Origin of the sequence: Spongiactinospora rosea (assembly GCF_003315795.1) — a bacterium.
In the GTDB taxonomy this organism is placed as follows: domain Bacteria; phylum Actinomycetota; class Actinomycetes; order Streptosporangiales; family Streptosporangiaceae; genus Spongiactinospora; species Spongiactinospora rosea.
Genome location: NZ_QMEY01000003.1, coordinates 210,301 through 234,151 on the forward strand (window position 1 = coordinate 210,301; position 23,851 = coordinate 234,151).

Genomic DNA, 23,851 nt, shown 5'->3' on the forward strand with positions numbered 1-23,851 from the left:
CACAGGTAAGCCAGGAGGAGAACGATGTACACGTTCATCAACCGCTTCACGGTCAGCGGCGACGCCGCCGAGTTCGAGGGACTGCTCGGCAAGATCACCGAGTACATGTCCCGTCAGCCGGGCTTCCGCTCCTACAAGCTCTACCGGTCCAGCAACGACCCCAAGGTCTACGTGGAGACCGCCGAGTGGGACGACGGCGGGTCGCACAAGCAGGCCGTCGGCCGTGACGGCTTCCGCGCCCTCGTCGGGCCTGTCATGAAGCTGGCCACCGCGGAGCCGGGCCCGTTCGAGCTGGTCTCCCAGCAGGTCGGCTAGGCGCCCGCGGCCGTCCACGGCGACTCCGAGCGAGAAAGGCTGGATGCGATGACGGAAACGGCTCCTGGCGGCCCCCCGCGGGCGGTCATGGAAATGCGGGAGCTCATGCTCGCCGCCGCCTACGCGGCCGCGGTCCGCGCGGCGGTCAGGCTGGGGCTCGCCGACGCTGTCGGCGACACGCCTGCGGCGGTGGAGGATGTCGCGCGGACGGTCGGCGCGGAGCCCGGCGCGCTGCGCCGGCTGCTGCGCGCGCTGGCCGCCAGGGGTGTCTTCACCGAGCAGGACGACGGCCGCTACGCCCACACGGAGCTGTCGCGGTCACTGCGCGAGGACGCTCCCCGCGGCATCAAGTACAACGTGCTGTGGAGCACGGAACCATGGACGTGGGAGGTCTGGCCGCGGCTCGACGAGGCGGTGCGCACGGGTAAGAGCGTCTTCCTCGACCTGCACGGCAAGGACTTCTTCGACTACCTGCACGCCGACGCGCCCGAGTCGGCCGAGGTCTTCGACCGGGCCATGACCCAGTCGAGCGGCCTGTCCGCGCGGGCCATCGCCGACACCCTCGATCTCAGCGGCGCGCACACCGTCGCCGACATCGCCGGCGGTCAGGGGCTGGTGCTGGCGACGCTGCTGGAGCGGCACCCCACGCTCAACGGGGTGCTCCTCGACCTCCCCGAGGTGGTGGCGAACGCCGACGGGCGGCTTCGGGACGGCGGCGCGCTCGCCGCGCGGGCCAGGCTCGTGCCGGGGGACTGCCGCATGGAGATCCCCGTCCGCGCCGACGTCTACATCCTGAAGAACATCCTCGAATGGGACGACGAGAGCACCGTGCGCACCCTGCGCAACGTCGCCGCCGCCGCCCCGCCGGGCGCTCGGGTCATCGTCATCGAGAACCTCGTGGACGGCAGCCCGGAGATGAGCTTCACCACGGCCATGGACCTGCTCCTGCTTCTCAACGTGGGCGGCAAGAAGCACACCAGGGACGGGCTCGTCGCGCTGGCCGGTGAGGCGGGGCTGCGCGTTCTCCGTGTCGAGCCGGTCAACTCCTACCTGCACCTCATCGAGAGCATCGTGGAGACCGAGGGCGGCGCGGGGACGGAGAAGGGCGGCGCTCGCGGAAACGGTGCGAGGGACGCGTGACCACCCCCGGAGACGTGCACGACCGGGCCGATGCCCGCCCGGTCGTGCTGCTGTTCCCCGGCCAGGGGTCGCAGCACCAGGGGATGGCGACCGCCCTGTACGGCAGGGAGCCGGTCTTCACCGCGGCCATGGACGAGTTCTTCGAGCACCTGGGCGCCGAGGGCACGCGTATGCGCGCCGACTGGCTGAGCTCCACGCCGCGCGTTCCCATGGACGACGCGTCGCGGGCCCAGCCGCTGCTGTTCGCCGTGGGGCACGCGCTCGCCAGAGACGTGATGGCCAGGGGCGTACGGCCGGTGGCCCTGCTCGGGCACAGCGTCGGCGAACTGGCCGCCGCGGCGGTCGCCGACGTGTTCGACCTGGCGGGGGCCGCCCGCGTGATGTCCGCCAGGTCGGCCGCGATGGCCGAGGTCTCGCCCGGCGGCCTGCTCGCGGTGGCGGCGGCGCAGGACGAGCTCGCGCCGTACCTCGGGCCCGCGGGCGACCCCGCCGGGGTGGCGGTGGCCGCCGTGAACGCGCCCAGGCACACCGTGCTCGCCGGTCCTGAGCCCGCGCTGCGAGAGGTGGAGCGGCTCCTGACCCAGGGGCGCGTGCCGTACCGGCGGGTGCCGTCCCTCCAGCCGTTCCACTGTCCCGCGCTGGACTCGGCGGCCCGGCGTTTCGCCGCCGGGTTCGCCGGGGTGCCGCTGCGCCCGCCCTCGGTGCCGATCATGTCGACGCGCACGGCCGGTATCGTGCGGCCCGGCCAGGCGGTCGATCCCGCGTTCTGGGCCGGGCAGCTCGCCGGGCCCGTGCTGTTCTGGCCCGCGCTCGACGCGCTGCTCGCCGACGGCGGATACACGCTGGTCGAGGCGGGGCCGGGACAGGGCCTGTCGATGCTGGCCCGCCGCCATCCCGCCGTACGGCGGGGGCGCGGCGCGGTGATCCCGCTCCTCCCCGCCGACGCCGAGGGCACCACCCGGGTGTGGCACGAGGCCCTCGACCGGCTCGCGGCCCACGACCCGGCGGCGCGGTAGACCGGGCGCCGGAGCGTCGCGCCCGGACCAGCTCACGGAAAACCTCATAGAGATGGACGCTGTTATGGAAACCACACTCGACGACCTGCCGCGGCACATCGACGCGGCCGTGAGGCCCGTCCTCAGGCGCGACCCGGTCGGTTCCCGCTTCCGCGAGCGCGTGGCGGTGGCATCGTGAGCGTCACGACCGGCAGAGTGTTCACCGACAAGGAGATCGCCTACCTGAACGGCCAGCGGATCGGCCGCCTGGCGACGGCGGGCGCGGACGGCGCGCCGCACAACGTCCCCGTCGGCGTCCACTACAACGCCGAGCTGGACACGATCGACATCGGCGGCTTCGCGCTCGCGGGCAGCCGCAAGTACCGCGACGTGCTGGCGAACCCCAAGGTCGCATTCGTGGTGGACGACGTGGTGGCGTTCGACCCGTGGGTGGCGCGCGGCATCGAGATCCGCGGCCTCGCGACCGCGTACGCCGAGGGCGGCAGGGCCGCCGGATTCCCGGCCGAGGAGCTGATCAGGATCGTTCCGACCAGGATCGTCTCGTGGGGGATCGAGGCGCACTGGCAGACCGGGTTCCACTCCCGCCGCGTGCCCGCTCAGGCCGCTGGCCGGGATGCGGACCCGCACATCCAGCACCGCGACGGCCACGGCGAAGCCGAAGCCCGTGGCGAGGACCGCGAAGGAGCGCGCCATGCCTGAGCTCATCCACGAGATCGACGTGCCGCTGACCGCGGCGAGCACGGTGTTCAGCCTGATCGGAGACGTGGAGGAGGCGCCGCAGTTCCTCCCGCCGCACGTGTACGCCAGGTACATCAAGCGGGACGGCAAGCGGGACCTGGTCGAGCGCTGGGTGGCGAACGACGGCGGCGCCATCCAGAAATGGACGGTCTGGCAGGAGCGGAGCGGGCCGCCGTACCGAATCGTCTTTGAGCACCTGCACACCAGTCCGCCGGTGCGCCAGATGGGCGGCGAGTGGACCTTCACCCAGCGCGGCGACTCGACCGCCGTGTGGGTCATGCACAACTTCGAGGTGGTGGACGACGACCCCGCCGCCGCCGCGCCGATCGAGGACGACTTCGAGGAGAGGGTGCCGAGGCAGCTCAAGTACCTCGTCGAGCTGGCCCGCAACCTCGACGACATCCGCGCTCGCACGGTGACCTGCGAGCGATCGGTCGTGATCCCCGCGGACGTGGAACGCGTGTACGAGCGGCTGCTCGCGGGGGAGGCCGGCGACGAGACCGACTGGATGCAGGTGGGCCTGCCGTTCGAGCGGGTCGTCTACAAGAGGCGGCCCGACCGGCAGCTGCCGGGCATGAACGCGCTCACGGGGGAGTACGAACTGACCGCCGATGGGTCGGGCACACGGGTCACGGCGCGGCGCACCGCGACGTTCGACCAGGCGATCGTGGACGAGGTCGGGCGCAAGGCCCTCGATGACGCGCTCCTGACGCAGCTGCGCGCGATCGGCGCATGATCACCGGCGCCACCCCCTGATCACTCTGAAGCCCGCCAGAGGCACGGCGCGGAACAAGGACGCCTGGGCCAGGCGGGGGACAAGGTGCCCGGGTCAGGATGAAACGACTCGGACGCCCGAAGAAAGCGCCCGGTCCGGGATCCCCGGGCCGGGCGCCGGCATGTCAGCGCGCGGGGCGATGGGCCGCGACGATCAGCTCCGCGCTCTGGCGGGCGATCTCACGGATCTCGGCGTCGGAGAGGGGCTGCGTACCGTGCAGCGAACGCATCCGGCCCTCGGTGGCCACCAGCAGCACGAACTGACGGGCCGCGCGGGCGGCATCGGAGACCGTCAGCGTCCCCACGGCGCCGGCCGACTCAAGGTAGCGGCCGGCCTCCTCCAGGATCGTGTCGGAGCTGGTCTCCCGCCAGGACTGCTGCAGCTCGGGATGGTGGGTGAGCTCGGCGATCGTGAGCCGGTGCAGCGCCGCGACCGTGGGGGAGAGGACGACGCGCAGAAGGCGCTCGCCCACCTGCTGGAGATCGGCCACCGGGTCGCCGGTGGGCCTCATCGGCGGCGATCCGCCGGGAACGTCGGACGCCGCGGCCCGCGCCTCGGCGATGACCGCGAGGAAGAGCCGTTCCTTGTTGCCGAAATGGCGGTAGACGGTCTGCTTGCCCACCCCCGCGTGCGCGGCGATCGTGTCGACGCTGACCCTGGCGTACCCCTCGCTCAGGAACAACCGCGCGGCCGCCTCAAGGATGACGCGGCGCTTGGCGGGCGAACGGCGGTCCCCGGCATCATGATCCATGGTCAGAGACTACGGGTTTCCGCGCCGGGCACCGGCCCATGCTCATGCCGCCCCGTTCTGGGATCATCACCGGTCGGCCGTGCGGAAGCGGCGTACCGACAACGGCACGAACACCGCCAGAATGACGGCCGACGAGAGCAGGGTCGCGGCGATCGGGTGGGTGAGCGGCCAGGCGGCGTCGGCGGGGACCTTCGTGTCCGGGTCCCCGAGCAGGCTGCGAGCCGCCGTGACGGCGGCGCTGACCGGATTCCAGTCCGCGATGGTCCGCAGCCAGGGCACCATGTGCTCGGTCGGGACGAAGGCGTTCGAGATCATCGTGACCGGGAACACGAGCGGGGTGAGCTTGTCGGCGGTCTGCTCCTTGACCAGCTGGCCGACCAGCACGCCGCACCAGCTCAGCGTGTACCTCAGCAGGATGAGCAGGGCGAAGGCGGCCAGCGTCTGCAGCGGGCCCTGCTGTGGGCGCCAGCCGAGCGCGAGGCCGCAGACGATCATGATCGAGATGGCCAGCGCGCCGATCAGGATGTCGGCGCCGGTCTGCCCGAACGGCACGGCCAGGCGGGCCATCGGCATCGAGCGGAACCGGTCCGTGACACCCCTGGCCATGTCGCCCGCCACGGCCACCGACGTCGCCGCGACGCTCGTGACCGTCATCATGGTGAACAGGCCCGGCATGAGGAACGTGAGGTAGTCGCCGCCGGGGACCGTGATGGCGCTGCCCATGACGTACCCGAACAGCAGCACCAGGGCGGCCGGGAAGATCAGCTCGCCCGCCAGCTCGCCCGGCGACCTGCGCAGCCGCAGCAGGTGGCGGTGGACGACGGTCACGCCGTCGGTGAGCGCCCAGCGGATCGTGCCGCCGATCGAGGCCGGCGGCTCGCGGGAGGTGAGCGCGGCCATTCAGACCATGTCCTTCACGGCCGGGCTGGCGCTCGGGCTCCCCGGCGCCGAGCCGTCGGTGAGACGGAAGAACACCTCGTCCAGGGTGGGGCGGCGCAGCGCGAGGTCCTCGGCGGTGACGCCCGCGCGGTCCAGCGCGTACATCGCCGTGGTCAGCGTCACCGCGTCGTCGGCGACGGAGACGCTGACCCTGCGCTCCGCCCGGTCGACGTGCGGTTCGCCGTCGCCGAGCCGGGCCAGCACCTCGCTCGCGGCCGGGATCGCCGCCTCGTCGGCGACGACCGCGTCCAGCCGGTTGCCGATCGTGGCCTTGAGCTCGGGTGGCGTGCCGGAGGCGACGGTCCGGCCCATGTCGATCACCGCGATGCGGTCCGCGAGCCGGTCGGCCTCCTCCAGGTACTGGGTGGTGAGCAGCACGGTGGTGCCGGTCATGGCCAGTTCGCGCACGGTGTCCCAGATCTGGGTGCGGCTGCGCGGGTCGAGCCCGGTCGTCGGCTCGTCGAGGAACAGCACGGGGGGTACGACGATCAGGCTGGCTATCAGGTCGAGGCGGCGGCGCATGCCGCCCGAGTACGTGTGGACCGGCCGGTCCGCCGCGTGCGCCAGGGCGTGACTTTCGAGCAGTTCGTTCGCGCGGGCCCGGGCGACCTTGCGCGAGAGGTGCGAGAGCCGGCCGAAGATGACCAGGTTGTCCCGCCCGGTGAGCGTGTCGTCCACGGCCGCGTACTGGCCCGCGAGCCCGATCCGGTAGCGGAGCCTGGCCGCGTCCTTGACCACGTCCAGGCCGTCGACGCGGGCGCGCCCGGCGTCGGGGCGGGTGAGCGTGGACAGGATGCGCACCAAGGTCGTCTTGCCCGCGCCGTTGGGCCCGAGCAGGCCGAACACCGATCCGGACGGGACCTCGACGTCCAGTCCGCGCAGGGCGACGGTCGTGCCGAAGCGCTTCCAGAGCCCTTCGGCCACGATCGCCGCCCCGTTCAGGCGTGTGCTCATGCTGCCCCCTGTGCGGCGCGCCGTTTCTCTCGATATGTGAGCAGCAGCCGGTTATCCTCGGCTGTTAAACGAGACCAGTCCGTCTAGTCTCGATTCGATGCTAGACGGACCGGTTCCGTCTCGCAAGACGTTAGGTGCATTCATGGACGAGGTGGACATCAGCGCCGGGCACCGCCGTTCTCCGGCCAAACACCGGGCGATCCTCCAGGCCGCGATCGAGGTGTTCCTCAGAGAGGGCTACTCCCGGGCGAGCGTGGACGCCATAGCCGCCGTGGCCGGGGTGGGCAAGCAGACCGTCTACGGTCATTTCGGCAGCAAGGAGCGCCTTTTCCTGGCAGCGGTCGAGGCCGCCCGCCAGGCGGGCGGCTCCGGGGCGGAGGAGCAGGAGCCGCCCTCCGAGGGCTCGGGCGACGTGGTCGGCTACCTGACGCCCATCGGTACGCGGGTGCTGAACTCGATCCTGTCGCCCGAGGTCGCGGCCCTGCACCGGCTGACGATCGCCGAACTCACCCACCACCCGGAGCTCCAGCGGTCCTGGCGCGGCAGCGAGGCGGCCCAGGAGGCGTCCAAGGCCATCGCCGGCTACCTGGCAGAACGCGACCGGGCGGGCGAGTTGTCGGTACCCGACCCGGGGCGAGCCGCCCGCCAGTTCGTGCGGCTGGTGGCGACGGAGGCCCGCGTACGCTCCCTGTACGGCACCCAGCCGCTCACCGGCGAGGAGCGCACGGCCATCGCCCGCGAGGCCGCCGAGCTGATCGTCCGCGCGCATTCGCACTGCCCGGAGTGCGGCTCCTAGGAAAGCCGCCCTCCCCGGCCCCGGCCGTGACGATCAGCGGTCACAGACCGGCGTCGCGGGCGAGGAACCCGGCCTGCGAGCGGTTCGCGCAGCCCAGTTTCTCCAGCAGCCGGGAGACGTAGCCCTTGATCGTGGCCTCGGTCAGGTGCAGCCTGGCCGCGATCTGCGCGTTGGACAGGCCCTCACCGAGGCAGGCCATCACCTGGGTCTCGCGCTCGGTCAGCTCCCTGATCAGCGCCAGCCGGTCGTCGTGCTCGGCCGAACTCATGCCGGAGGTGGCCAGCAGTTTGCCGCTGGCCGCCGACGAGAGCACGACGTGCCCGCTCGCGACGACGCGTACCAGCTCGACCAGGTCCTCCGGCGGCGTGCTCTTCAGCAGGTAGCCGGCCGCGCCGGCGCGCAGCGCCTGCGTGACGTGGTGTCCGGTGTCGAAGGTGGTGAGCGCCACGACGACGGGCGGCCGCTTGAGCGCGCGGATGTGCCTGATCGCGGTCAGCCCGTCCACGCCCGGCATGCGAAGGTCCATGAGCACCACGTCGGGCTGGTGCCGCACGGCGGACTCGACGGCCGCCGCCCCGTCGTACGCCTCGTCGACGACCTCGATGTCCTCGGCCGCCGACAGGATGGCGCGCAGGTGGGCGCAGACCATCACCTCGTCGTCGACCAGCAGCACCCGGGTCCTGTCACGTTTCACCGGCCGCTCCCTGTGCCTCGCTCCACTCGCCGAGGGAACCCCAGGTGGGGAGGCTCGCCTCGACCTCGTAGCCCCCGTCGGAGGTGGGGCCGTTGCGCAGCGTGCCGCCGACCAGCTCCACCCGTCTGCGCAGGCCGATCAGCCCCATGCCGCCGCCGGTGGCGACCAGTTCGGCGTCCCCGGGGCACGTCGGCTCGGTGTTGCGCACGCTCACGTCCACCCACTGGCGCCGGTGGCGCAGCAGCACGCGTACCTTGGCGCCCGGCGCGTGCTTGCGCGCGTTGGTCAGAGCCTCCTGCACGACGCGGTACGCCGTCCGCGCCACCACCTGCGACGCCAGGCCCGCGTCGCCCTCCTCGACCAGCTCGATCGGCACGCCCACGCTCTCGGACTCCGCGATCAGGGGCCTGACGTCCGGCACGGGGATCGGCCGCTCGCGGTCCTGCGACGCGCGACCGCCCTCGTCGTCCCCGCTCCCGTCGCCCCCGTCGCTCGCGTCTTCGTTCACGTCCTCGGTCTCGCCGTCGCGCCGGCATCCGCCCTCGCCGGGGGTGGCGGTGGCGCGCAGCAGCCCGATCATGTCGTGCAGCTCCTCAAGCGCCTGGCAGCCGGTGGTGCGCAGGCTTTCCGCCGCCGCCCGGATCCGCTCGTTGTCGGCGGTCACCCTGAGGGCGCCGGCCTGGAGGACCATGAGGGTCACCCGGTGGGAGACGATGTCGTGCATGTCGGCCGCCAGCCGGGCCCGCTCCTCCGCCCTGGCCCGCTCGGCCAGCAGGTGACGCTCGCGCTCGGCCCTGTCGGCGCGCTCGATGAGGGAGCGGAGCAGCCGTTGCCGCGCGTAGACGTACATGCCGAGCAGCGCGGGACCGGCGACGAAGACCGCGGCCTGGGAGAGGCTCGGAATGAGCCGGTGGAGCGAGATGGACTCCCACGGCGCGGCGGCGAACAGGATCAGCAGCGCGACCGGTGGCGCGGCACGCCGCCGCCCGCCCTGGGCCAGCGCGGTGTACGCGGCGAAGGGGGTGATCGGCGGGATGGTGGAGCCGGCGTCAAGGCCGGGTCCGTGAGCGATCAGCACGCCAGGCGCGGCCTGATCGACGGTGAAGATCACCACGGTGGCCACGGCCGCGATCCAGAGGAGCGCCAGCGGGGCGCGCCGCCTGAGCAGCAGGGCCCCGGCCAGGACCACGTTGACGATCAGCATCACCTTGGACGATGGCATCACCGGCGGCGAACTGAACACCGTTGCGATGCCGAGGGCCGCGGCGCTGAGCGCCATCACGGCGTCGAGGAGACGGTCGCGCCCGGACACCCGGACCGTAGGCCTCATAAGGGCCACAGTAGATCCTTCTCCCGACCCCACCGATCCCCGCGGCCGGCGCCGCCGACCACCAGGCGGGCTCGCCCAGCAAGATGCCAACGAGGTGCGGAGAACCGACTTTCGTAGGTCCAACTTCCTACCTAACACGCTGTCATGGCGGTGGGTCCTGCGGGTCGAATGGGGAGATGAAGATTCCCCGGCCACGTGTATCCCCCCTGGAGGTCAGTGATGACCGAGCTTTCGCGAGGCCGGGAATGAGCCGTCCCGCGCTGAGGATGCTTCCGATCGCCGTACGGGCCGAAGGCGTGCGGAGGGCGGGTGTGGTCGGCGGAGCGGAGGTGGCCCTGCTCGACAATGTGACGCTGTCGGTACCGCGCGGGCGTTTCACGGCGGTGACGGGGCCGTCCCGGTCGGGCGCGTCGATGCTGCTGCGCTGCCTGGGCGGGCTCGACCCGGTGAACGCGGGCCGGGTGCTCGCCGGGGACGTCGACCTGGCGCTGCTGGACGAGGCACGGCTGGCCAGGCTGCGGCGGGAGCGGTTCGGGTTCGTGGCGAAGGAACGGGATCTGATTCCGTCGCTGACCGTGCGGCAGAACGTCACGATCCCGGCCGGGGTGGACGGGCGCACGACCGACGGCGCGTGGGTGGAGGCGGTGCTGGAGACCACCGGGCTGGCCGGCTTGCAGACGCACAGGACGGCGGAGGTGCCGCCGTCGGTGTGGGTGCGGATCGCCTGCGCGAAGGCGCTGGTACGGCGGCCGGAGATCGTCTTCGCCGACCCCGCGGAGGGCTCGCACCGCGGCGAGGTCGTCGTCCCTGGTGAGGGCATCGGTTCGGGTGAGCACGAGGGGTGGCGGGAGGCTTCGCGGGTGGTGTTGCCGCTGGTGCTGCGGGAGGCGGCGACGAGGCTCGGGCCGGCGGTGATCATGGCGACCCATGACCCCGCCGGGGCGGCGCGGGCCGACACCGTGGTGTCCCTGTGCGGCGGGCGGGTGGCCGGGGTGTTGTCGAACCCGACCACCGACCGGGTACGCGCGCTCGTCGCCGCCGGTGAGGATGGCGCCGGCGGCGAGGAGACGCCTGCGTAGAGGTGTGCGTGGGTGTGGCGTCGTCGGTGGTCCGCCGTGCCCGGGGTGTGGCCGGGGTGGGTGTCCGGCCTGTGGTGTGGTGGGCGGCCCCGCGGGGCGCGGAGGGTTCATCCCCTCCGTGCCCTGCTGGGAGAGATGATCGATGCCGCGATGGCCCGGTTGACCGCGTCGATGCGGGAGGCGGCGCCGAGTTTGGTGAAGGTGTTGTACAGGTGGCGTTTGACGGTGCCTTCGGCGATGGACAGGCGGCTGGCGATCTGGATGTTGCTGAGTCCTTCGGCGACCAGTTCCAGGACGTCGCGTTCGCGTCGGGAGACGCCGTCGGGGCGGGGGTTGCCGTTGGGGGTGAGGGTGGCGGGGGAGACCGACAGCACGACGCGGCTTTCCTGGGTGGCGATGCTGCGGATGGCGGAGACGAGTTCGAGGCGGCAGGCGTTTTTGAGGAGGTATCCGCGGACGCCGAGGGCGAGCAGGCTCCACATGAGCTGGGGGTCGTCGTGCATGGTCAGGATGAGGATGCGTGAGGTGGGGGCGGCTTGGGTGATGCGGCGGACGCGTTCGGTGACGTCGTCGTCGCCGGGGATTTCCACGTCGAGGAGGATGATTTTCGGGCGTTTTTTGACGGCGACGGCGACGGCGGCGGCGCTGTCTTCGGCCTCTCCTGCGATGACGAAGCCGCGTTCGGCTTGGAGGGAGTCTCGCAGGACCTCGCGGAAGAGTGTGTGGTCATCAACGATCAGAATGTCGATCTGGCTCTCTGTTCCCACCATCTCGCTCCTCTCATCTCGCCAGGCGGGCATGCCGCTGGGCCAGGTGTGAACGTTTGCGCCGGGCGAGGCGGCCAGCCCGGCGACGGCAGCGGTGGTTCCGAACAGGCCCGCAGCAGAATGCGCGAGGTGTTTCACGAGGACGCGGCCAACGCAGGAGAAGGGCATCAACGATGGGGCCGTACCGGACCCACGTGTCGCATCTGCTCATCCCCGTTCGCAGCGCGGATCGCATGCGATATACGTGCTGACAATTGCATGCGAATCCGGCGAAGTCCACAGGTAATCCGAGCATCGGTTCGAGGCGGGCGTCTCGGGCGCCGGGGCCGAGCGTCCCCGGCCGACGCCTCCCACCACGGAAAGCCGCACGGTGACCAGGCGATTCGCGATGGTGATCGCGGGCGGCCGTTGTCCGCTTCTGGTCTCTCCGAAAAACCTTGGGTCACAGGTGAACTGAGGGGACGGGACCCGGCGGCCCTTCGCCGTACGGCGCTGAAATCTCGCCGTACGGCCTCAGAGCATCGCCCACGGTGGCCGGCCGCTGACGGCCTGGCCACCGTGGGCGATTCCGGTTCGGCGCCGCTGGCCGAACCCGTTGCTGCTCGGTCGTGGTGGTGGCGATGGGGTGTGGAGCGGGTCAGTGGATCATCTTCCCGGCATGATGAAGCCGTACGTCCGTTCCACCCGCAGGCGGATGACGAGACGCCTGTCGGCGACCTTGGAGGCCCTGAACTCCGCCCAGTCGTGGTGTTCGCCCTGCGTGGAGCGGTACATCTGGATGAGTTCGTCCACGACGGGGTCGTCGGGGGCGGTGGCCGTGGGGGATACCTCCGCGGTGCACTCCGCGACGACGTACGACCCGAAGCCCTCGGCCGTCACGTAGAAGCTGGCGCGGTGGTCGCGCTTGAGGTTCTTGGACTTGGCGCGGTCCTCGGTGGAGGCGATGCGGATGACGCCCTCGGCGTCGTCGTAGCTGAAGCCGACGGTCGAGAGCTGCGGCCTGCCGTCGCGCTTGATCGTGATGAGCACGCCCCGCCCCCCGCTTCCCGAACGCAGCAGGTCGAGGAAGGCGTTCCGTTCCTGAGTATGCGTCATGACAGCCATCCCATCGGCGTTTCGCGAGGCGATCCGCCGGATCGACAATGCGGGCGCCACGTAGCCTAGATAGGATCTTCAATTGTGGGAAGTGACCCTCCAACACGCCTTGAGTCAGCCTCGACGTAAGGGTCGGCCAGGCCATGGCAACATCCTGAGAGTGCCCATGGGGACGGTTGTACATCGAAAGAGGTAGTCATTCCATCGAAGTTGTACTGCCTTTTCGAAACTAAGTCGTACGTCCCTTGAGAGAGCCATCGAGAGCGGTTAGCTTGACAATGCGTAAACGACCGGAGAATGCGTCGACAGGGGAATCGGCGGGATAAGATGAAATTTAACCTACTTGGCCAGTTCGAGCTTACAATCGACGGAGAGAATAGCACGCCAAGCGCTCCTAAAGTGCGGCAGGTGCTCGCGCTCATGACCCTCAGAGCGAATCAGGTCGTCGGGCTCGATGCCATCATCGAGGAACTCTGGGAGGCCGATCCACCGAGGAGCGCGGTCACGACCGCCCAGACGTACGTGTATCAGCTCAGGAAGACGCTCTCCCGGCTGCGGCCGAACAAGGGCGCCGACGATGTCCTGTTCACCCGATTCCCGGGCTACATGCTGCGGGCCGACGAGGACCACATCGACGCCCGGGTGTTCTCCGGGCTGCTCGACCGTGGCAGGTCGCTGCTGGCCGGCGGCCATGTGAAGGAGGCCTCGCGCATGCTCGCCGAGGCCACCGGGATGTGGCGAGGGCCCGTACTCGCCAACGTCGTCTGCGGCCCGCTGCTGCGCAGCTACGCCGCGAACCTGGAGGAACAGCGCACCACGGCACTCGAACTGCGGGTCGCCGCCGACATGCGGCTGGGCCGCCACCGCGAGCTGATCGCCGAGCTGAAGTCACTGATCGTCTCTCATCCACTGAACGAGTGGTTCCACGGGCAGCTCATCATCGCCCTGAGCAAGGCGGGCCGCAGGGGCGAGGCCCTGCACGCGTACCGGGACATGCGCATGATCCTCAAGAGCGAGCTGGGCCTCGACCCGTCGGCGGAGCTGCAGGGCGTTCACCAGATGGTGCTGACGCTGGACCGGCGTCCGAGCCGGGAACTGTCGCTGGAGCTGCGGTAACGGCTCAGCGAGTGTGCGGCGGCCGGTGATCGGGGCGGTTCACAGAGGAATCGACAGCTCGACTCGCGTTCCCTTCCCGATCACGCTGGTCACGGTGAAGCTCCCTCCGAGGAGGTCCACCCGCTCCCGCATGGACGTCATCCCTAGGCGCGTGAGCGGCCCGGTGTCCCACGGGCCGCCGTGGCCCGCCCGGCCGCCCGGGGCGCCGTTCCACCGGACGTCTTTCGCCGGGCGGCCACAGCCGGGCGGGCCGTGGCGAGGGGGGCCGTCCGGTGGGCCGCCCACCGGTGATCTGCGCGCCGGTGGGCCGTCCGCCGGTGGGCCGTCGTCCCAGAAGCCGTCGTCCCACGTGTCGCCGGTCCACGTGCCCCTGGTCCGCGGGTCCTCGGTCCATGGCTCGATCACCTGGCCGACGTCGAAGCCTTTGCCGTCGTCGGTCACGAAGGCCAGCAGCCGCGCCGAGGTGATCTGCGCCCACACCCGTACGTTCCCGGCCGAGGCGTGGTTCAGCGAGTTGCGCAGCGCCTCGCGGATCACCAGGCTCGCCGCGGCCAGGGCCTCGGGCGGGACGAGGCTCTCGTCACCCGACACGGTGATCCGCACGTCGGTGTCGCCGGGGTCGGTGTGCCGCAGGAACTCCGTCAACGTTTCGCGGATCCCGGCTGTCAGCGGCGGGATCCTGACCCGTGGCGTACGGATCTGCGCGGTCATCTCCCTGATCCCTTCGATGGCACGCTGGGTGGCCTCCTGCGCCCGTACGACCCTGTGGAGGTTCCGGGCGCCCTCGGAGGTGCCGCACAGTTCGAGGTTCTGGTAGACGACCCCGAGCTCGTTGCCCACCCTGTCGTGCAGATCGCGCGCGATCCTGTGCCGCTCCTGGACCTCCGCCTGCGCGCTTTCGCGCAGCCGCGCGTCGACGAAGGCCGCGGACACGGCCCCGATCCGCGCCTGCACGGCGCGGTTCAGCGCCCTTACCGCATATCCCAACTCCCGTGGTGAGGCGTCGTTACCTGCCATCAGTTCCAGTGTGGCGTCGGTCATCGCGGTGAAGGCCTCGTCCAGCGCGCGGACCGTCTCCTCGAAGGGCAGTTTCCGTCGTGCGGCCGACGCGGCAATTCTCCGCACCGGTTCCAGCGAAATCCGCTCTTGACCGGAAAAGATCCGGCCCTGCTCCGGATCGGCCCGGCCGCGGGAGCCGGCGCCGTGCCCGCACGCCAGTGATACGGATGTTGCGCAGGAGGACCGGCGGAGATCGTCGGCGACTTCGGCGACGATCGCGTCGATCTGCGTGAGGAACTCGTCGAGCAGGTTACGCTCATCGAAAAGCGGACCGGCTAATTCCTGGATCGCCTGCCCGCTTATTTCCCTGATTCGTGCCCGGGACGACATGATGAGGTCGGCATTGCTGGCGGCCATCCGCACCCCCGTATTGGGTTGTCATTCCTTTCAACACTATGTGCCGCGCAAACAAAGCGGAACCGGTGGCGACCGCTCAATTCGCCTGCGGGACGGCCCCCCGCGCGGCGGCCGTCGTGACAGGTTGTGGAATTGCCATTACAGGGAGAAGCGGCCTTACCGGGGCGTGGCGCGGGCGGTCATCCTCTCCGCGAGGGCGGTTGTGTGCCGGGCGTAGCGGAAGTCCGGGTGGTCGAGGACCTGGCGCAGGAACGGGATGGTCGTCTTGACACCCTTTCCCGCCACCAGGAACTCGCCGAGCGCTCGGCGCATCCTGCGGATCGCGGTGTCCCTGTCCTCGCCCCAGACGACGACCTTGGCGAGCAGGGAGTCGTACGCGGGCGAGATCCTCAGCCCGGCGAAGCCGTGGGTGTCGACGCGCACGAACGGCCCGCCGGGCGGGCGGAACTCGGTGAGCACGCCGGGCGCGGGCGCGAAGCCGCGGTCGGGGTCCTCGGCGTTCACCCGGCACTCGATGACCGCGCCCCCCGGCGTGATGGCGTCCTGCCCGAACCCCAGCGCCTCGCCGGCCGCGATCCTGAGCTGTTCGCGGACCAGGTCCACGCCCGTCGCCAGTTCGGTGACCGGGTGCTCCACCTGGATGCGGCCGTTGACCTCCATGAAGTAGAACCGGTTCTGGTCGTCCACGAGGAACTCGAACGTGCCCGCGCCCGTGTATCCGGCGGCCAGGGCGCCGCGCACGGCCGCCGCGCGCATCTCGTCGAGCAGTTCCGCGGGCAGGCCGGGCGCCGGGGTCTCCTCGATCAGCTTCTGGTGGCGGCGCTGGATGGTGCAGTCCCGCTCGCCGAGGTGCACGCCGCCGCCGTACGCGTCGCACAGCACCTGTACCTCGACGTGCCGCGCGCGTTCCAGGTAGCGCTCCATGAACACGCGGTCGTCGCCGAAGAAGGCCCGCGCGTCGGTCCTGGCCTCCCCGTACGCCGCGGCGAGATCCTCCGGGCCGCGGGCCACCCGCATGCCCCGCCCGCCGCCGCCCGCCACCGCCTTGACGATCAGCGGGTAGCCGATCTCGGCCGCCGTGCGCTCGGCGGCGGCCCGACCGGCCAGCGGTTCGAGGCTGCCCGGCAGCAGCGGCAGCCCCGCCCCCGCCATGAGCCCGCGCGCGACCGACTTGTCACCGAGACCGGCGAGCACGGAGGCGCGCGGGCCGACGAAGACGAACCCCTCCTTCTCGCACACCTCGGCGAGGTCGGGGTCCTCGGACAGGAACCCGTAGCCGGGGTGCACGGCGTCGGCCCCCGACTGGGCGGCGGCCTGGATGATCGCGGCGATGTCGAGATAGCTGCGCTTGGCGGGCGCGGGCCCGATGTGGATCGCCTCGTCGGCCAGCCTGACGACCTCCGAGTCGCGGTCCTCGGTGGAGTACACCGCGACGGCGGCGATGCCGAGATCCCGGCAGGTCCGCAGCACCCGGAGCGCTATCTCGCCGCGGTTGGCGATCAGGACCTTGCCGAACGGCGGGCTCACGAGGACACCACCGCGATCAGCGGTGTCCCGTACTCCACGGGCTCGCCGTCGGCCACGAGGATCTTCTCCACCCGTCCCGCCCGGTCGGCCTGTATCGGGGTCATCAGCTTCATCACCTCCAGGATCGCCACCTGCTGGCCGGCCTGGACGAGATCGCCCTCGCTCACGAAGGGCGGCGCCCCCGGGCCCGGCGCGTGGTAGAAGGTGCCCACGGTGCCGGCGCGGATGTAGTGCAGCCCGTCGCCGTGGTCCTCTCGGCCCCCGTGGTCGCCCTCGCCGGCGATGCGACCGGGGGCGGTGACGCCGCCGGGGGCGGCGTGCGGGGCCGCGGGCCCCGCGGCGGTGGCGCCGGCGTCCGGCCAGTCGACCTCGACGGCGACGTCACCGGCACGTACCGAGATACGAGCGGGGAGCGCCTTCGCGGGCGACGTGAACGCCGACGACATCAACTCCGCGGCAACGCGGTGGACCTCGCGGAGGATGCTCTCCTCCGTGCGCTGGACGTCTCGAAGGACGTCCTCCTCCGTCGGCCCGCTCTTCATGTGACCCCCTCGTTGATTGGTTTCCTGCACATTCGCGATCAGGTGCCCCGCTCGGGCCTGCCGGTCCGCCGGTCAGGCCCTGCGGCGGGATCCTCCGGTCAGGTCCCGAAGGCGCGGAAGCGCGCGCGGCGCCGCCTCACGATCTCGGTGGGATCCAGGCCGAGCAGCTCGCGCAGCGCCCCCAGCACGGCATCGCGCAGACGGCTCGCCGCCAGGTCGGGCGCGCCGGCCGTGCCGCCTTCCGGTTCGGGGATGATGGTGTCCACGATGCCGAGGGCGAGCAGTTCGCCCGCCGTGAGCCGTAGAGCGGCCGCCGCCCGCGGCGCGGCGGCGGCGTCCTTCCACAGGATCGCCGCGCACCCCTCAGGGCTGATCACCGAGTAGACGGCGTTGGAGCAGATCAGCACGCGGTTGGCGACGGCCAGGGCCAGGGCCCCGCCGCTGCCGCCCTCTCCCGTCACGACGGTGACGATGGGCACCGGCAGCCCGGCCATCAGCCGCAGGTTCTCGGCGATGGCGACCGCCTGGCCCTGCTCCTCGGCCTCACGCCCCGGGTACGCGCCCGGGGTGTCCACGAGGGTCAGGACCGGCAGCCCCAGCTTGGCGGCCAGCCGCATCAGCCGGGCCGCCTTGCGATACCCCGACGGCGTGGGCATGCCGAAGTTGCGCGCGTTCAGCTCGGCGAGCGTGTTGCCCTTCTGCTGCCCGATCACGACCATAGGGATGCCGTCGAGCCGCCCGAGGCCGCCGACGATGGCCGTGCAGTCGCCGGAGAGCCGGTCACCGTGCAACTCCTCGAAGACGTCGAGGACCCGGACGAAGTAGTCCAGCGCGGTCGGCCTGGCGACGTCCCTGGCCTCGCGTACGGTCCGCCAGGGGTCGGGGGCGGGGGCGCCCGCGCCGACGGTGATCGTGCCGGGGGCGGGGGCGCCCGCGTCGAGGGCGCCGGTGCCCGGGACGGGGGAGCGCGTGCCGATCGACAGCAGGCGCCCGAGCAGCGGGCGCAGGCCGGCGCGCGGGCACACCACGTCGATCATGCCGTGCTCGCGCAGGAACTCCGCCGTCTGGAAGCCCTCGGGCAGCCGCTCCTTGATGGTCTGCTCGATCACCCGGGGCCCGGCGAAGCCCAGCCGCGCGCCCGGCTCGGCGACGATGACGTCGCACAACGTGGCGTACGAGGCCGCGACCCCCCCGTACGTCGGGTCGGTGACCAGCGCGATGGTGAGGACGCCGGCCTCGTCGAGCTGGCCGAGCGCCTGGCTCGTCTTCGCCATCTGCATCAGCGAGACGGCGCCCTCCTGCATGCGCGCCCCGCCCGACGCCGTGACGATCAGCAGCGGCAGGCGTTCGCGCAGCGCGGTCTCCGCCGCCCTGGTGATCAGCTCGCCGACGTCCGCGCCGAGGCTGCCGCCCATGAACCCGAAGTCCATCGCGGCCACGATCACCGGGTTGCCCTCGATCGCACCGCGCCGGCAGACGACGGCCTCCCGCAGGCCGGTGGCCTCCCGCGCGGCCCGCAGCCGCTCGGGGTACGGCTTGGAGTCCACGAAGCCCAGCGGGTCGGCGCCGCGTACGGGCAGGCCCAGCGGCTCGCCGGTACCCGGGTCGAGCAGCAGGTCCAGCCGCCGGACCGCGGTCATGCGCCGGTGGTCGCCGCACTCGGGGCACACGTTCAGGTTGCGGTCCAGCCGCCTGCCGTACACGAGGTGCAGGCAGCGCGGGCACTGGACCCACGCGGCGACGTCCGTGTGCCGCGTCCGCACCTTGCCGGTGATCGGTGTCATCGGCGTCATCGGGGTCATCGAAGTCGGTGTCATCGATGTCTCAGTCATCGGGCCTTCCTCGCGGGGCGCTCACAGGTCCAGGACCACGTCGTAGGCGCTCAGCCACTGGTTGAGCCACACGGCCATCTCCAGGCCGCCTCTGTCGTACGGGCGGCTCACCTCCCCGACGTCGCGGGCCGCCGCCCGGTGCGCCTTGTCGAGGTCGAGCAGCGGGCGCACGGGAGCGTCCGGGTCGCGCAGGATCGCGGCCAGTTCGCCGCGCAGCGCCTTCTCATAGCCCGGGTCCAGGGTGGCCGGGTAGGGCGTCTTGACCCGCGTGACGACGGACTCGGGCAGCAGGTCGGCCACCGCCGCGCGCAGGAGGCTCTTCTCCCTGCCGTCGAACGTCTTCATGTGCCAGGGGACGTTGAAGACGTACTGGACGAGCCGGTGGTCGCAGTACGGCACCCGCACCTCCAGGCCGGCCGCCATGCTCATGCGGTCCTTCCTGTCCAGGAGCGTCTGCACGAACCGCGTCAGGTTGAGGTAGGTGATCCGGCGCATCAGCCGGTCCCGCTCGTCCTCCCCCGCCACCGCGGGCACCTCGTCCAGGGCCTCGTGGTAGCGGGCCAGGCGGTAGCCGGGGATGTCCAGCTTCTCCTTCAGCCCGCGCTCCAGCAGGCCGAGCCCGCCGAAGTAGCGGGAGGAACCCGAGGTCAGCCAGGGGAAGGTGTCGGCGTGCGTGGCTCCGGGATTGTGGAACCAGCGGTAGCCGCCGAACAACTCGTCGGCCGACTCGCCGGACAGGGCCACCGTCGAGTGCCGCCGCACCGCGCGGGCCAGCAGGTAGAGGCTGGGCCACATGTCACCCCAGAACGCCGGCGGCGCGTCGGTGGCCCGCAGGACCGCGCTGCGCACGGAGGGGGCGGCGAGCTCGACGCTGTCCAGTACGACCTCGGTGTGCTCCGCCGCGACATGCCGCACGACGTCGCGGACGAAAGGGGCGTCGGGCGCGCCGCGCACGGCGTCGGCGCTGAACCGCTCGGCCGATCCCGCGAAGTCCACGGAGAACGAACGCACCGGCCCGCGGCCCTCCCGTGCCAGGGCCCTGGCCGCGAGCGCGGTAACCGCGGAGGAGTCCAGCCCGCCCGACAGCAGCGAGCACAGCGGCACGTCGGAGATGAGCTGGCGGGAGACCGTGTCCTCCAGCAGCTCGCGTACCGTCCTGATGGTGGTGGGCAGGTCGTCGGGGTGCTCCCTGGCTTCGAGAGCCCAGTAGCGGCTCTTGGTCAGGCGGCTCCCGTCCGGCCCCTCGCGGCGTACGCGGACGAGCTGGCCGGGCCGCACCTCGTACATGCCGGAGAAGACCGCCCGCTCGGGGGTCTTCACCATGTCGAGGGCCTCGCGCAGGCCGTCGGCGCCCACCCGGCGGGGCACGTCGGGGTTGGCGAGGATCGCCTTGGGCTCCGAGCCGAACAGCACGCCGCGCGGGGTCGGGTGGTAGAAGAGCGGCTTGACGCCCATCCGGTCCCGTACGAGCAGCAGTTCCTCGCTCCTGCAGTCCCAGATCGCGATGGCGAACATGCCGTTCAGACGCTCGGCGAAGGACGCTCCCCACTGGAGGTAGGACCGCAGCACCACCTCGGTGTCACCGCCGGTGTGGAAGCGGTGCCCGTGCGAGCTCAGCTCCGCGCGCAGCTCGCGGAAGTTGTAGACCTCGCCGCAGAAGCTGAGCGCAGCGAGCGTGACGCCGTCCTCGGCGGCGGTCATGGGCTGGCGGCTGCCGCCGGGGTCGATCACGGCCAGCCGCCGGTGCCCGAGGATGACGTGGCCGGACTCCCACAGCCCTTCGTCGTCCGGTCCCCGGCACGCCAGGGTGTCCGTCATCGCCCGAGCCGTCGCCATGCTCCGCGACAGGTCGCGGCCGAAGTCCGCCCAGCCGGTTATTCCACACATGTCCGGTCACTCCTCGCCCGGTGATCGGGCTGCCGTGTGATGCGATGGGGGCGCCGCGTCACGCGGACCGCCCGAGCGCGGTGCCGACGACACGGAGCAGGTCACCCGGCGTCTTGGCGTTGGTGACGATGTCGTCGTCCAGGGTGACGCCGTGGTCGCGCTCGATGCGGCTCACGGTGTTGAACAGCGCGAGCGAGTCGTATCCCAGCTCCTCGAAGGTCACATTGACGATGTCGCCGTCGAGGTCCACGTCCTCGTCCTCGCCCGCGCACTCGCGCAGCAGCCTGGTCAGGTCTTCCACGGTGAAACCGGCCATTTATCCGATCCCTTCTCGTTGTTCCTGCCGTCGGCTTGGGTTCGGCGGGCCGGTCACGACCATCGCCGAGTTGAACCCGCCGTGGCCGCGCGCGACGACGAGGGCGCGGCGCAGCGGGGCGTGCCTGGGGGTGTCCAGTACGAGGTCGAGATCCTCGTACGCGGGCCTGGAGACGTTCACGGTCGGCGGGATGACGCCGTCGCGCAGCGCGAGCACCGCCGTGGCCAGGTCGAGCGCGGAGCCGCCGCCGAGCAGCCGCCCCGTCATGGTCTTGGGGGCCGTCACGGGCACGCCGCGCGGGCCGAACACGGCGCTCAGCGTCTCCGCCTCGGCGCGGTCGAGCTCGGGGAGCCCGGCGGCGTCGGCGAACACGACGTCCACGTCGCCCGGCTCCAGGCCCGCCTCGGCGAGCGCGTGCTCGATCGCGCGGCGCAGCCCCGGAGGACGCCCCGAGCCGGGACGCGGATCGAACGTGGCCGCGTATCCGGAGACCTCCCCGTAGGAGCGGGCGCCCCGTTCGGCCGCGTGCTCAGGGGTCTCCAGGATGAGGTACGCGCCGCCCTCCCCCGGGGAGTGGCCACGCGCCCCGGCGTCGAAGGGCAGGTAGGCGGCACGCGGGTCGGTCGCCGTGCTCACCCGCCCCGACCTGATCATGCACAGCCACGACCACGGGCACAACGAGCCGTCCACGCCGCCGGCCATCATCAGTGAGGTGCCGTCACGCAGATGCCTGCGTGCCTTGCCGACGGTGTCGAGGCCGCCCGCCTGCTCGCTCACCAGCGCGCCGCCGGGCCCGCGCATCCCGTGCCTGATGGAGATCTGGCCGGTGTTGACCGGATAGAACCAGGCGAAGGACTGGTAGGCGCTGACGTACTGGCTGCCCCTGGACCACAGGGCCTCCAGTTCCCGCTGCCCGAACTCGAAGCCGCCGCCCGAGGCCGCCGTGATCACACCGGCCGCGAAGTCCGGCATCGTCTTCGGATCCGCGCCCGCGTCCGCCAGGGCGTACTGTGCGGTGATCAGCGCCAGCCGCGTCATGTGATCGGTCTGCGGAAGCAGCCTGCTGGGCAGGTGCCGGCCCGGGTCGAGGTCGACCTGGCCCGCGATCACGGCGGAGTAGCCCGATGGGTCGAAACGGGTGATCCGCTCCAGCCCGCTCTCACCGCGCAGCGTGGCGGCCCAGTAGGCGTCCGTGCCGAGCCCGTTCGGCGCGCAGATGCCGAGCCCGGTGATCACCGGCACGAACGCGGCCCTCGGCACGGGACGGCCCGCCCCGGTCCCGGCCTGCGTCGTGGCCGCATGGTCGTTCACGTCGTTCTCCATCCGGGCCTGGTCAGCACCATCGCGCTCTGGAAACCACCGAAGCCGCTGGCGACGCTGAGCACCGTGTTCACCCGCTGCTCCCGCGCGACCAGCGGCACGTAGTCCAGGTCGCACTCGGGGTCCGGGGTGTGCAGGTTCGCCGTGGGCGGGATCACCGAGTGCTCGATGGTCAGCGCGCAGGCCGCGACCTCCAGGGCGCAGATCGCGCCGAGCGAGTGGCCGATCATCGACTTGATCGAGCTGATCGGCGTCTCGTACGCGTGCGCGCCGAGGCTCGCCTTGAACGCCGCCGTCTCGTGCCTGTCGTTCTGCTTGGTCGACGAGCCGTGCGCGTTGACGTAGCCGATGTCGCTCGGATCGAGCCTGGCCCGGTCGAGGGCGCCGCGGATGGCGTCGGCCATTTCCAGCCCGTCCGCGCGCAGGCCGGTCATGCTGAAGGCGTTGCAGCGCTCCGCGTGCCCCGCGATCTCCGCGTAGACGTGCGCGCCGCGCCGTCGGGCGTGCTCGGCCTCCTCCAGTACGAGGATGGCGCACCCCTCGCCGAGTGCGAATCCGTCGCGCGTCAGGTCGAACGGCCGCGACGCGGTCGCCGGGTCGTCGTTGCGCGCGGTGGTGGCCTTGATGGCGTCGAAACAGGCCACGGTGATCGGTGAGATCGCCGCGTCCGAGGCGCCCGCCACCATCACATCGGCCTCGCCGTCCAGGATGAGGTCCGTCGCGTGGCCCACCACGTCGATCCCCGACGTACAGCCGGTGGACACGATGCCGACCGGGCCCTCCGCCTCGGCCAGCCAGGCGACCTCGGTCGCCATCGAGGACGGCAGGAAGTAGTCGTAGAGGTAGGGCACGCCGTGGGCCTGGTCCACCAGCCACGTGGAGCCCTGGTCGCTGACCACGGCGTACTCCCGGTCGAGGCTGATGGTCATGCCGCACGCGGTGCCGATCATGACGCCGGTCCTGACCGGGTCGGTCTCACCGATGATCCCGCTGTCCTCCAGCGCCTCGCGCGCCGCGTGCACGGCGAACTGCGTGGTCCTGTCCCATTTGCGGATCTGCCGCTGCGTCAGGCCGGCGGCCACGGGATCGAAGTCGCACTCCGCGGCCACTCTCGATCGGAACTGCGCCGCGTCGAAGAACGAGATCGTACGCGTAGCCGTCCGCCCCGCGGTGAGCAGATCCCAGAACTGTTTGGTGCCCACGCCGCCCGGTGCGACAACGCCTATACCGGTCACCACGACACGGCGGGTGTCGCGCGTTGCTGACACGTCGTCCCCTTCTGCCGCTCCCACGGCCCGGCGTCTCGTCGGCCGGACCAACCAGGACCGAGAGTCGCCCCCGCCCTTCAAGGCGGCCTTGAGATCCGTTGGGGGCGGCGCGGCCGGCGGCCTGCGCCCGGCGCGTTCACCCTGGGTCTGCGGGGGCTCGCCGGTCCGCCGGGTCTCACGGGAGCTCATGGGGGTTCGGCGGGGACGTTCCGGCCTGCCGGTGGCCTCGAACCGCCCG

23 protein-coding genes are annotated in these 23,851 nt (G+C 71.6%); 8 read left to right on the top strand and 15 right to left on the bottom strand.

The genetic code is table 11. The features are described from left to right. Positions 1 to 24: 24 nt before the first annotated feature. From DP939_RS09595 to DP939_RS09615, 5 genes are all read left to right on the top strand, one after another. Positions 25 to 315, top strand: a complete 291-nt coding sequence (locus DP939_RS09595; protein WP_113980277.1) for an antibiotic biosynthesis monooxygenase family protein — start codon at positions 25 to 27, stop codon at positions 313 to 315. An 87-nt stretch (positions 316 to 402) separates the two neighbouring features. Further along, a complete protein-coding gene (locus tag DP939_RS09600) occupies positions 403 to 1,455 on the top strand; it encodes a methyltransferase (RefSeq protein ID WP_450097537.1) in 1,053 nt (350 codons plus the stop codon). Further along, a complete protein-coding gene (locus tag DP939_RS09605; protein ID WP_225878129.1) occupies positions 1,452 to 2,471 on the top strand; it encodes an acyltransferase domain-containing protein in 1,020 nt (339 codons plus the stop codon). The genes DP939_RS09600 and DP939_RS09605 overlap by 4 nt, the downstream gene beginning before the upstream one ends. A gap of 174 nt (positions 2,472 to 2,645) precedes the next feature. Beyond that, positions 2,646 to 3,170, top strand: a complete 525-nt coding sequence (locus DP939_RS09610) for a PPOX class F420-dependent oxidoreductase (protein WP_225878130.1) — start codon at positions 2,646 to 2,648, stop codon at positions 3,168 to 3,170. Further along, positions 3,163 to 3,945, top strand: coding sequence for an SRPBCC family protein (locus DP939_RS09615; RefSeq protein WP_158578525.1), 783 nt, complete (start codon positions 3,163 to 3,165; stop codon positions 3,943 to 3,945). The genes DP939_RS09610 and DP939_RS09615 overlap by 8 nt, the downstream gene beginning before the upstream one ends. Before the next feature lie 163 nt (positions 3,946 to 4,108). On the opposite strand, the gene DP939_RS09620 is transcribed toward DP939_RS09615, so the two are convergent. The 3 genes from DP939_RS09620 to DP939_RS09630 form a co-directional block, all read right to left on the bottom strand. Then, positions 4,109 to 4,735, bottom strand: coding sequence for a TetR/AcrR family transcriptional regulator (locus tag DP939_RS09620; RefSeq protein ID WP_113980280.1), 627 nt, complete (start codon positions 4,733 to 4,735; stop codon positions 4,109 to 4,111). Between the two features lie 66 nt (positions 4,736 to 4,801). Further along, positions 4,802 to 5,635, bottom strand: a complete 834-nt coding sequence (locus DP939_RS09625) for an ABC transporter permease (protein ID WP_113980281.1) — start codon at positions 5,633 to 5,635, stop codon at positions 4,802 to 4,804. Then, positions 5,636 to 6,628 (bottom strand): ATP-binding cassette domain-containing protein, encoded by a 993-nt coding sequence (locus DP939_RS09630; RefSeq protein WP_113980282.1) that lies wholly within the window; start codon positions 6,626 to 6,628, stop codon positions 5,636 to 5,638. Positions 6,629 to 6,770: 142 nt separating this feature from the next. Between DP939_RS09630 and DP939_RS09635 the strand changes: the two genes are divergently transcribed. Next, positions 6,771 to 7,424, top strand: a complete 654-nt coding sequence (locus tag DP939_RS09635) for a TetR/AcrR family transcriptional regulator (protein ID WP_113980283.1) — start codon at positions 6,771 to 6,773, stop codon at positions 7,422 to 7,424. 40 nt (positions 7,425 to 7,464) lie between these two features. On the opposite strand, the gene DP939_RS09640 is transcribed toward DP939_RS09635, so the two are convergent. Next, a complete protein-coding gene (locus DP939_RS09640) occupies positions 7,465 to 8,118 on the bottom strand; it encodes a response regulator (protein ID WP_225878131.1) in 654 nt (217 codons plus the stop codon). Continuing rightward, positions 8,108 to 9,448 carry a sensor histidine kinase gene (locus DP939_RS09645; protein ID WP_113980284.1) on the bottom strand — a complete coding sequence of 447 codons (1,341 nt, stop codon included), beginning with the start codon at positions 9,446 to 9,448 and terminating at the stop codon, positions 8,108 to 8,110. The genes DP939_RS09640 and DP939_RS09645 overlap by 11 nt, the downstream gene beginning before the upstream one ends. Positions 9,449 to 9,714: 266 nt before the next feature. On the opposite strand from DP939_RS09645, the gene DP939_RS09650 reads away from it, so the two are divergent. Further along, positions 9,715 to 10,527: an ATP-binding cassette domain-containing protein gene (locus DP939_RS09650; protein WP_158578526.1), complete on the top strand. Its 813-nt coding sequence runs from the start codon at positions 9,715 to 9,717 to the stop codon at positions 10,525 to 10,527. Positions 10,528 to 10,634: 107 nt separating this feature from the next. Here DP939_RS09650 and DP939_RS09655 read toward each other — a convergent pair whose 3' ends face one another. Then, the gene (locus DP939_RS09655; RefSeq protein WP_113980286.1) at positions 10,635 to 11,297 is read right to left on the bottom strand and encodes a response regulator; all 663 of its coding nucleotides are present in this window, start codon (positions 11,295 to 11,297) and stop codon (positions 10,635 to 10,637) included. Between the two features lie 642 nt (positions 11,298 to 11,939). Next, a complete protein-coding gene (locus tag DP939_RS09660; RefSeq protein WP_113980287.1) occupies positions 11,940 to 12,389 on the bottom strand; it encodes a PPOX class F420-dependent oxidoreductase in 450 nt (149 codons plus the stop codon). Positions 12,390 to 12,716: 327 nt separating this feature from the next. Here DP939_RS09660 and DP939_RS09665 point away from each other — a divergent pair, with 327 nt between their 5' ends. Continuing rightward, positions 12,717 to 13,505, top strand: a complete 789-nt coding sequence (locus tag DP939_RS09665; protein WP_113980288.1) for an AfsR/SARP family transcriptional regulator — start codon at positions 12,717 to 12,719, stop codon at positions 13,503 to 13,505. A gap of 39 nt (positions 13,506 to 13,544) precedes the next feature. On the opposite strand, the gene DP939_RS09670 is transcribed toward DP939_RS09665, so the two are convergent. The 8 genes from DP939_RS09670 to DP939_RS09705 form a co-directional block, all read right to left on the bottom strand. After that, complete coding sequence (locus tag DP939_RS09670) at positions 13,545 to 14,921, bottom strand: sensor histidine kinase (RefSeq protein WP_113980289.1); 1,377 nt, start codon at positions 14,919 to 14,921, stop codon at positions 13,545 to 13,547. Between the two features lie 156 nt (positions 14,922 to 15,077). Continuing rightward, the gene (locus DP939_RS09675; RefSeq protein WP_113980290.1) at positions 15,078 to 16,448 is read right to left on the bottom strand and encodes an acetyl-CoA carboxylase biotin carboxylase subunit; all 1,371 of its coding nucleotides are present in this window, start codon (positions 16,446 to 16,448) and stop codon (positions 15,078 to 15,080) included. Next, positions 16,445 to 16,990: an acetyl-CoA carboxylase biotin carboxyl carrier protein gene (locus DP939_RS09680; protein ID WP_113980291.1), complete on the bottom strand. Its 546-nt coding sequence runs from the start codon at positions 16,988 to 16,990 to the stop codon at positions 16,445 to 16,447. The genes DP939_RS09675 and DP939_RS09680 overlap by 4 nt, the downstream gene beginning before the upstream one ends. A 98-nt stretch (positions 16,991 to 17,088) precedes the next feature. Next, the gene (gene accD / locus DP939_RS09685; RefSeq protein WP_225878132.1) at positions 17,089 to 18,822 is read right to left on the bottom strand and encodes an acetyl-CoA carboxylase, carboxyltransferase subunit beta; all 1,734 of its coding nucleotides are present in this window, start codon (positions 18,820 to 18,822) and stop codon (positions 17,089 to 17,091) included. 21 nt (positions 18,823 to 18,843) lie between these two features. After that, positions 18,844 to 20,709, bottom strand: coding sequence for an asparagine synthase (glutamine-hydrolyzing) (asnB, locus tag DP939_RS09690; protein ID WP_113980292.1), 1,866 nt, complete (start codon positions 20,707 to 20,709; stop codon positions 18,844 to 18,846). 58 nt (positions 20,710 to 20,767) lie between these two features. Then, a complete protein-coding gene (locus DP939_RS09695) occupies positions 20,768 to 21,025 on the bottom strand; it encodes an acyl carrier protein (RefSeq protein ID WP_113980293.1) in 258 nt (85 codons plus the stop codon). Further along, positions 21,026 to 22,336, bottom strand: coding sequence for a ketosynthase chain-length factor (locus DP939_RS09700; protein WP_404828583.1), 1,311 nt, complete (start codon positions 22,334 to 22,336; stop codon positions 21,026 to 21,028). Continuing rightward, complete coding sequence (locus tag DP939_RS09705; RefSeq protein ID WP_113980295.1) at positions 22,333 to 23,613, bottom strand: beta-ketoacyl-[acyl-carrier-protein] synthase family protein; 1,281 nt, start codon at positions 23,611 to 23,613, stop codon at positions 22,333 to 22,335. Before DP939_RS09705 ends, DP939_RS09700 begins: the two co-directional genes overlap by 4 nt. Between the last annotated feature and the right edge of the window lie 238 nt (positions 23,614 to 23,851).

Bases quoted from the DNA above. Each gene is read 5' to 3' on its own strand.
- DP939_RS09595 (WP_113980277.1), top strand. From the start codon at position 25: ATGTACACGTTCATCAACCGCTTCACGGTCAGCGGCGACGCCGCCGAG.
- DP939_RS09600 (WP_450097537.1), top strand. From the start codon at position 403: ATGGAAATGCGGGAGCTCATGCTCGCCGCCGCCTACGCGGCCGCGGTC.
- DP939_RS09615 (WP_158578525.1), top strand. From the start codon at position 3,163: ATGCCTGAGCTCATCCACGAGATCGACGTGCCGCTGACCGCGGCGAGC.
- DP939_RS09620 (WP_113980280.1), bottom strand. From the start codon at position 4,735: ATGGATCATGATGCCGGGGACCGCCGTTCGCCCGCCAAGCGCCGCGTC.
- DP939_RS09625 (WP_113980281.1), bottom strand. From the start codon at position 5,635: ATGGCCGCGCTCACCTCCCGCGAGCCGCCGGCCTCGATCGGCGGCACG.
- DP939_RS09630 (WP_113980282.1), bottom strand. From the start codon at position 6,628: ATGAGCACACGCCTGAACGGGGCGGCGATCGTGGCCGAAGGGCTCTGG.
- DP939_RS09635 (WP_113980283.1), top strand. From the start codon at position 6,771: ATGGACGAGGTGGACATCAGCGCCGGGCACCGCCGTTCTCCGGCCAAA.
- DP939_RS09645 (WP_113980284.1), bottom strand. From the start codon at position 9,448: ATGAGGCCTACGGTCCGGGTGTCCGGGCGCGACCGTCTCCTCGACGCC.
- DP939_RS09650 (WP_158578526.1), top strand. From the start codon at position 9,715: ATGCTTCCGATCGCCGTACGGGCCGAAGGCGTGCGGAGGGCGGGTGTG.
- DP939_RS09655 (WP_113980286.1), bottom strand. From the start codon at position 11,297: ATGGTGGGAACAGAGAGCCAGATCGACATTCTGATCGTTGATGACCAC.
- DP939_RS09660 (WP_113980287.1), bottom strand. From the start codon at position 12,389: ATGACGCATACTCAGGAACGGAACGCCTTCCTCGACCTGCTGCGTTCG.
- DP939_RS09665 (WP_113980288.1), top strand. From the start codon at position 12,717: ATGAAATTTAACCTACTTGGCCAGTTCGAGCTTACAATCGACGGAGAG.
- DP939_RS09670 (WP_113980289.1), bottom strand. From the start codon at position 14,921: ATGGCCGCCAGCAATGCCGACCTCATCATGTCGTCCCGGGCACGAATC.
- DP939_RS09680 (WP_113980291.1), bottom strand. From the start codon at position 16,990: ATGAAGAGCGGGCCGACGGAGGAGGACGTCCTTCGAGACGTCCAGCGC.
- accD (WP_225878132.1), bottom strand. From the start codon at position 18,822: ATGACTGAGACATCGATGACACCGACTTCGATGACCCCGATGACGCCG.
- asnB (WP_113980292.1), bottom strand. From the start codon at position 20,709: ATGTGTGGAATAACCGGCTGGGCGGACTTCGGCCGCGACCTGTCGCGG.
- DP939_RS09695 (WP_113980293.1), bottom strand. From the start codon at position 21,025: ATGGCCGGTTTCACCGTGGAAGACCTGACCAGGCTGCTGCGCGAGTGC.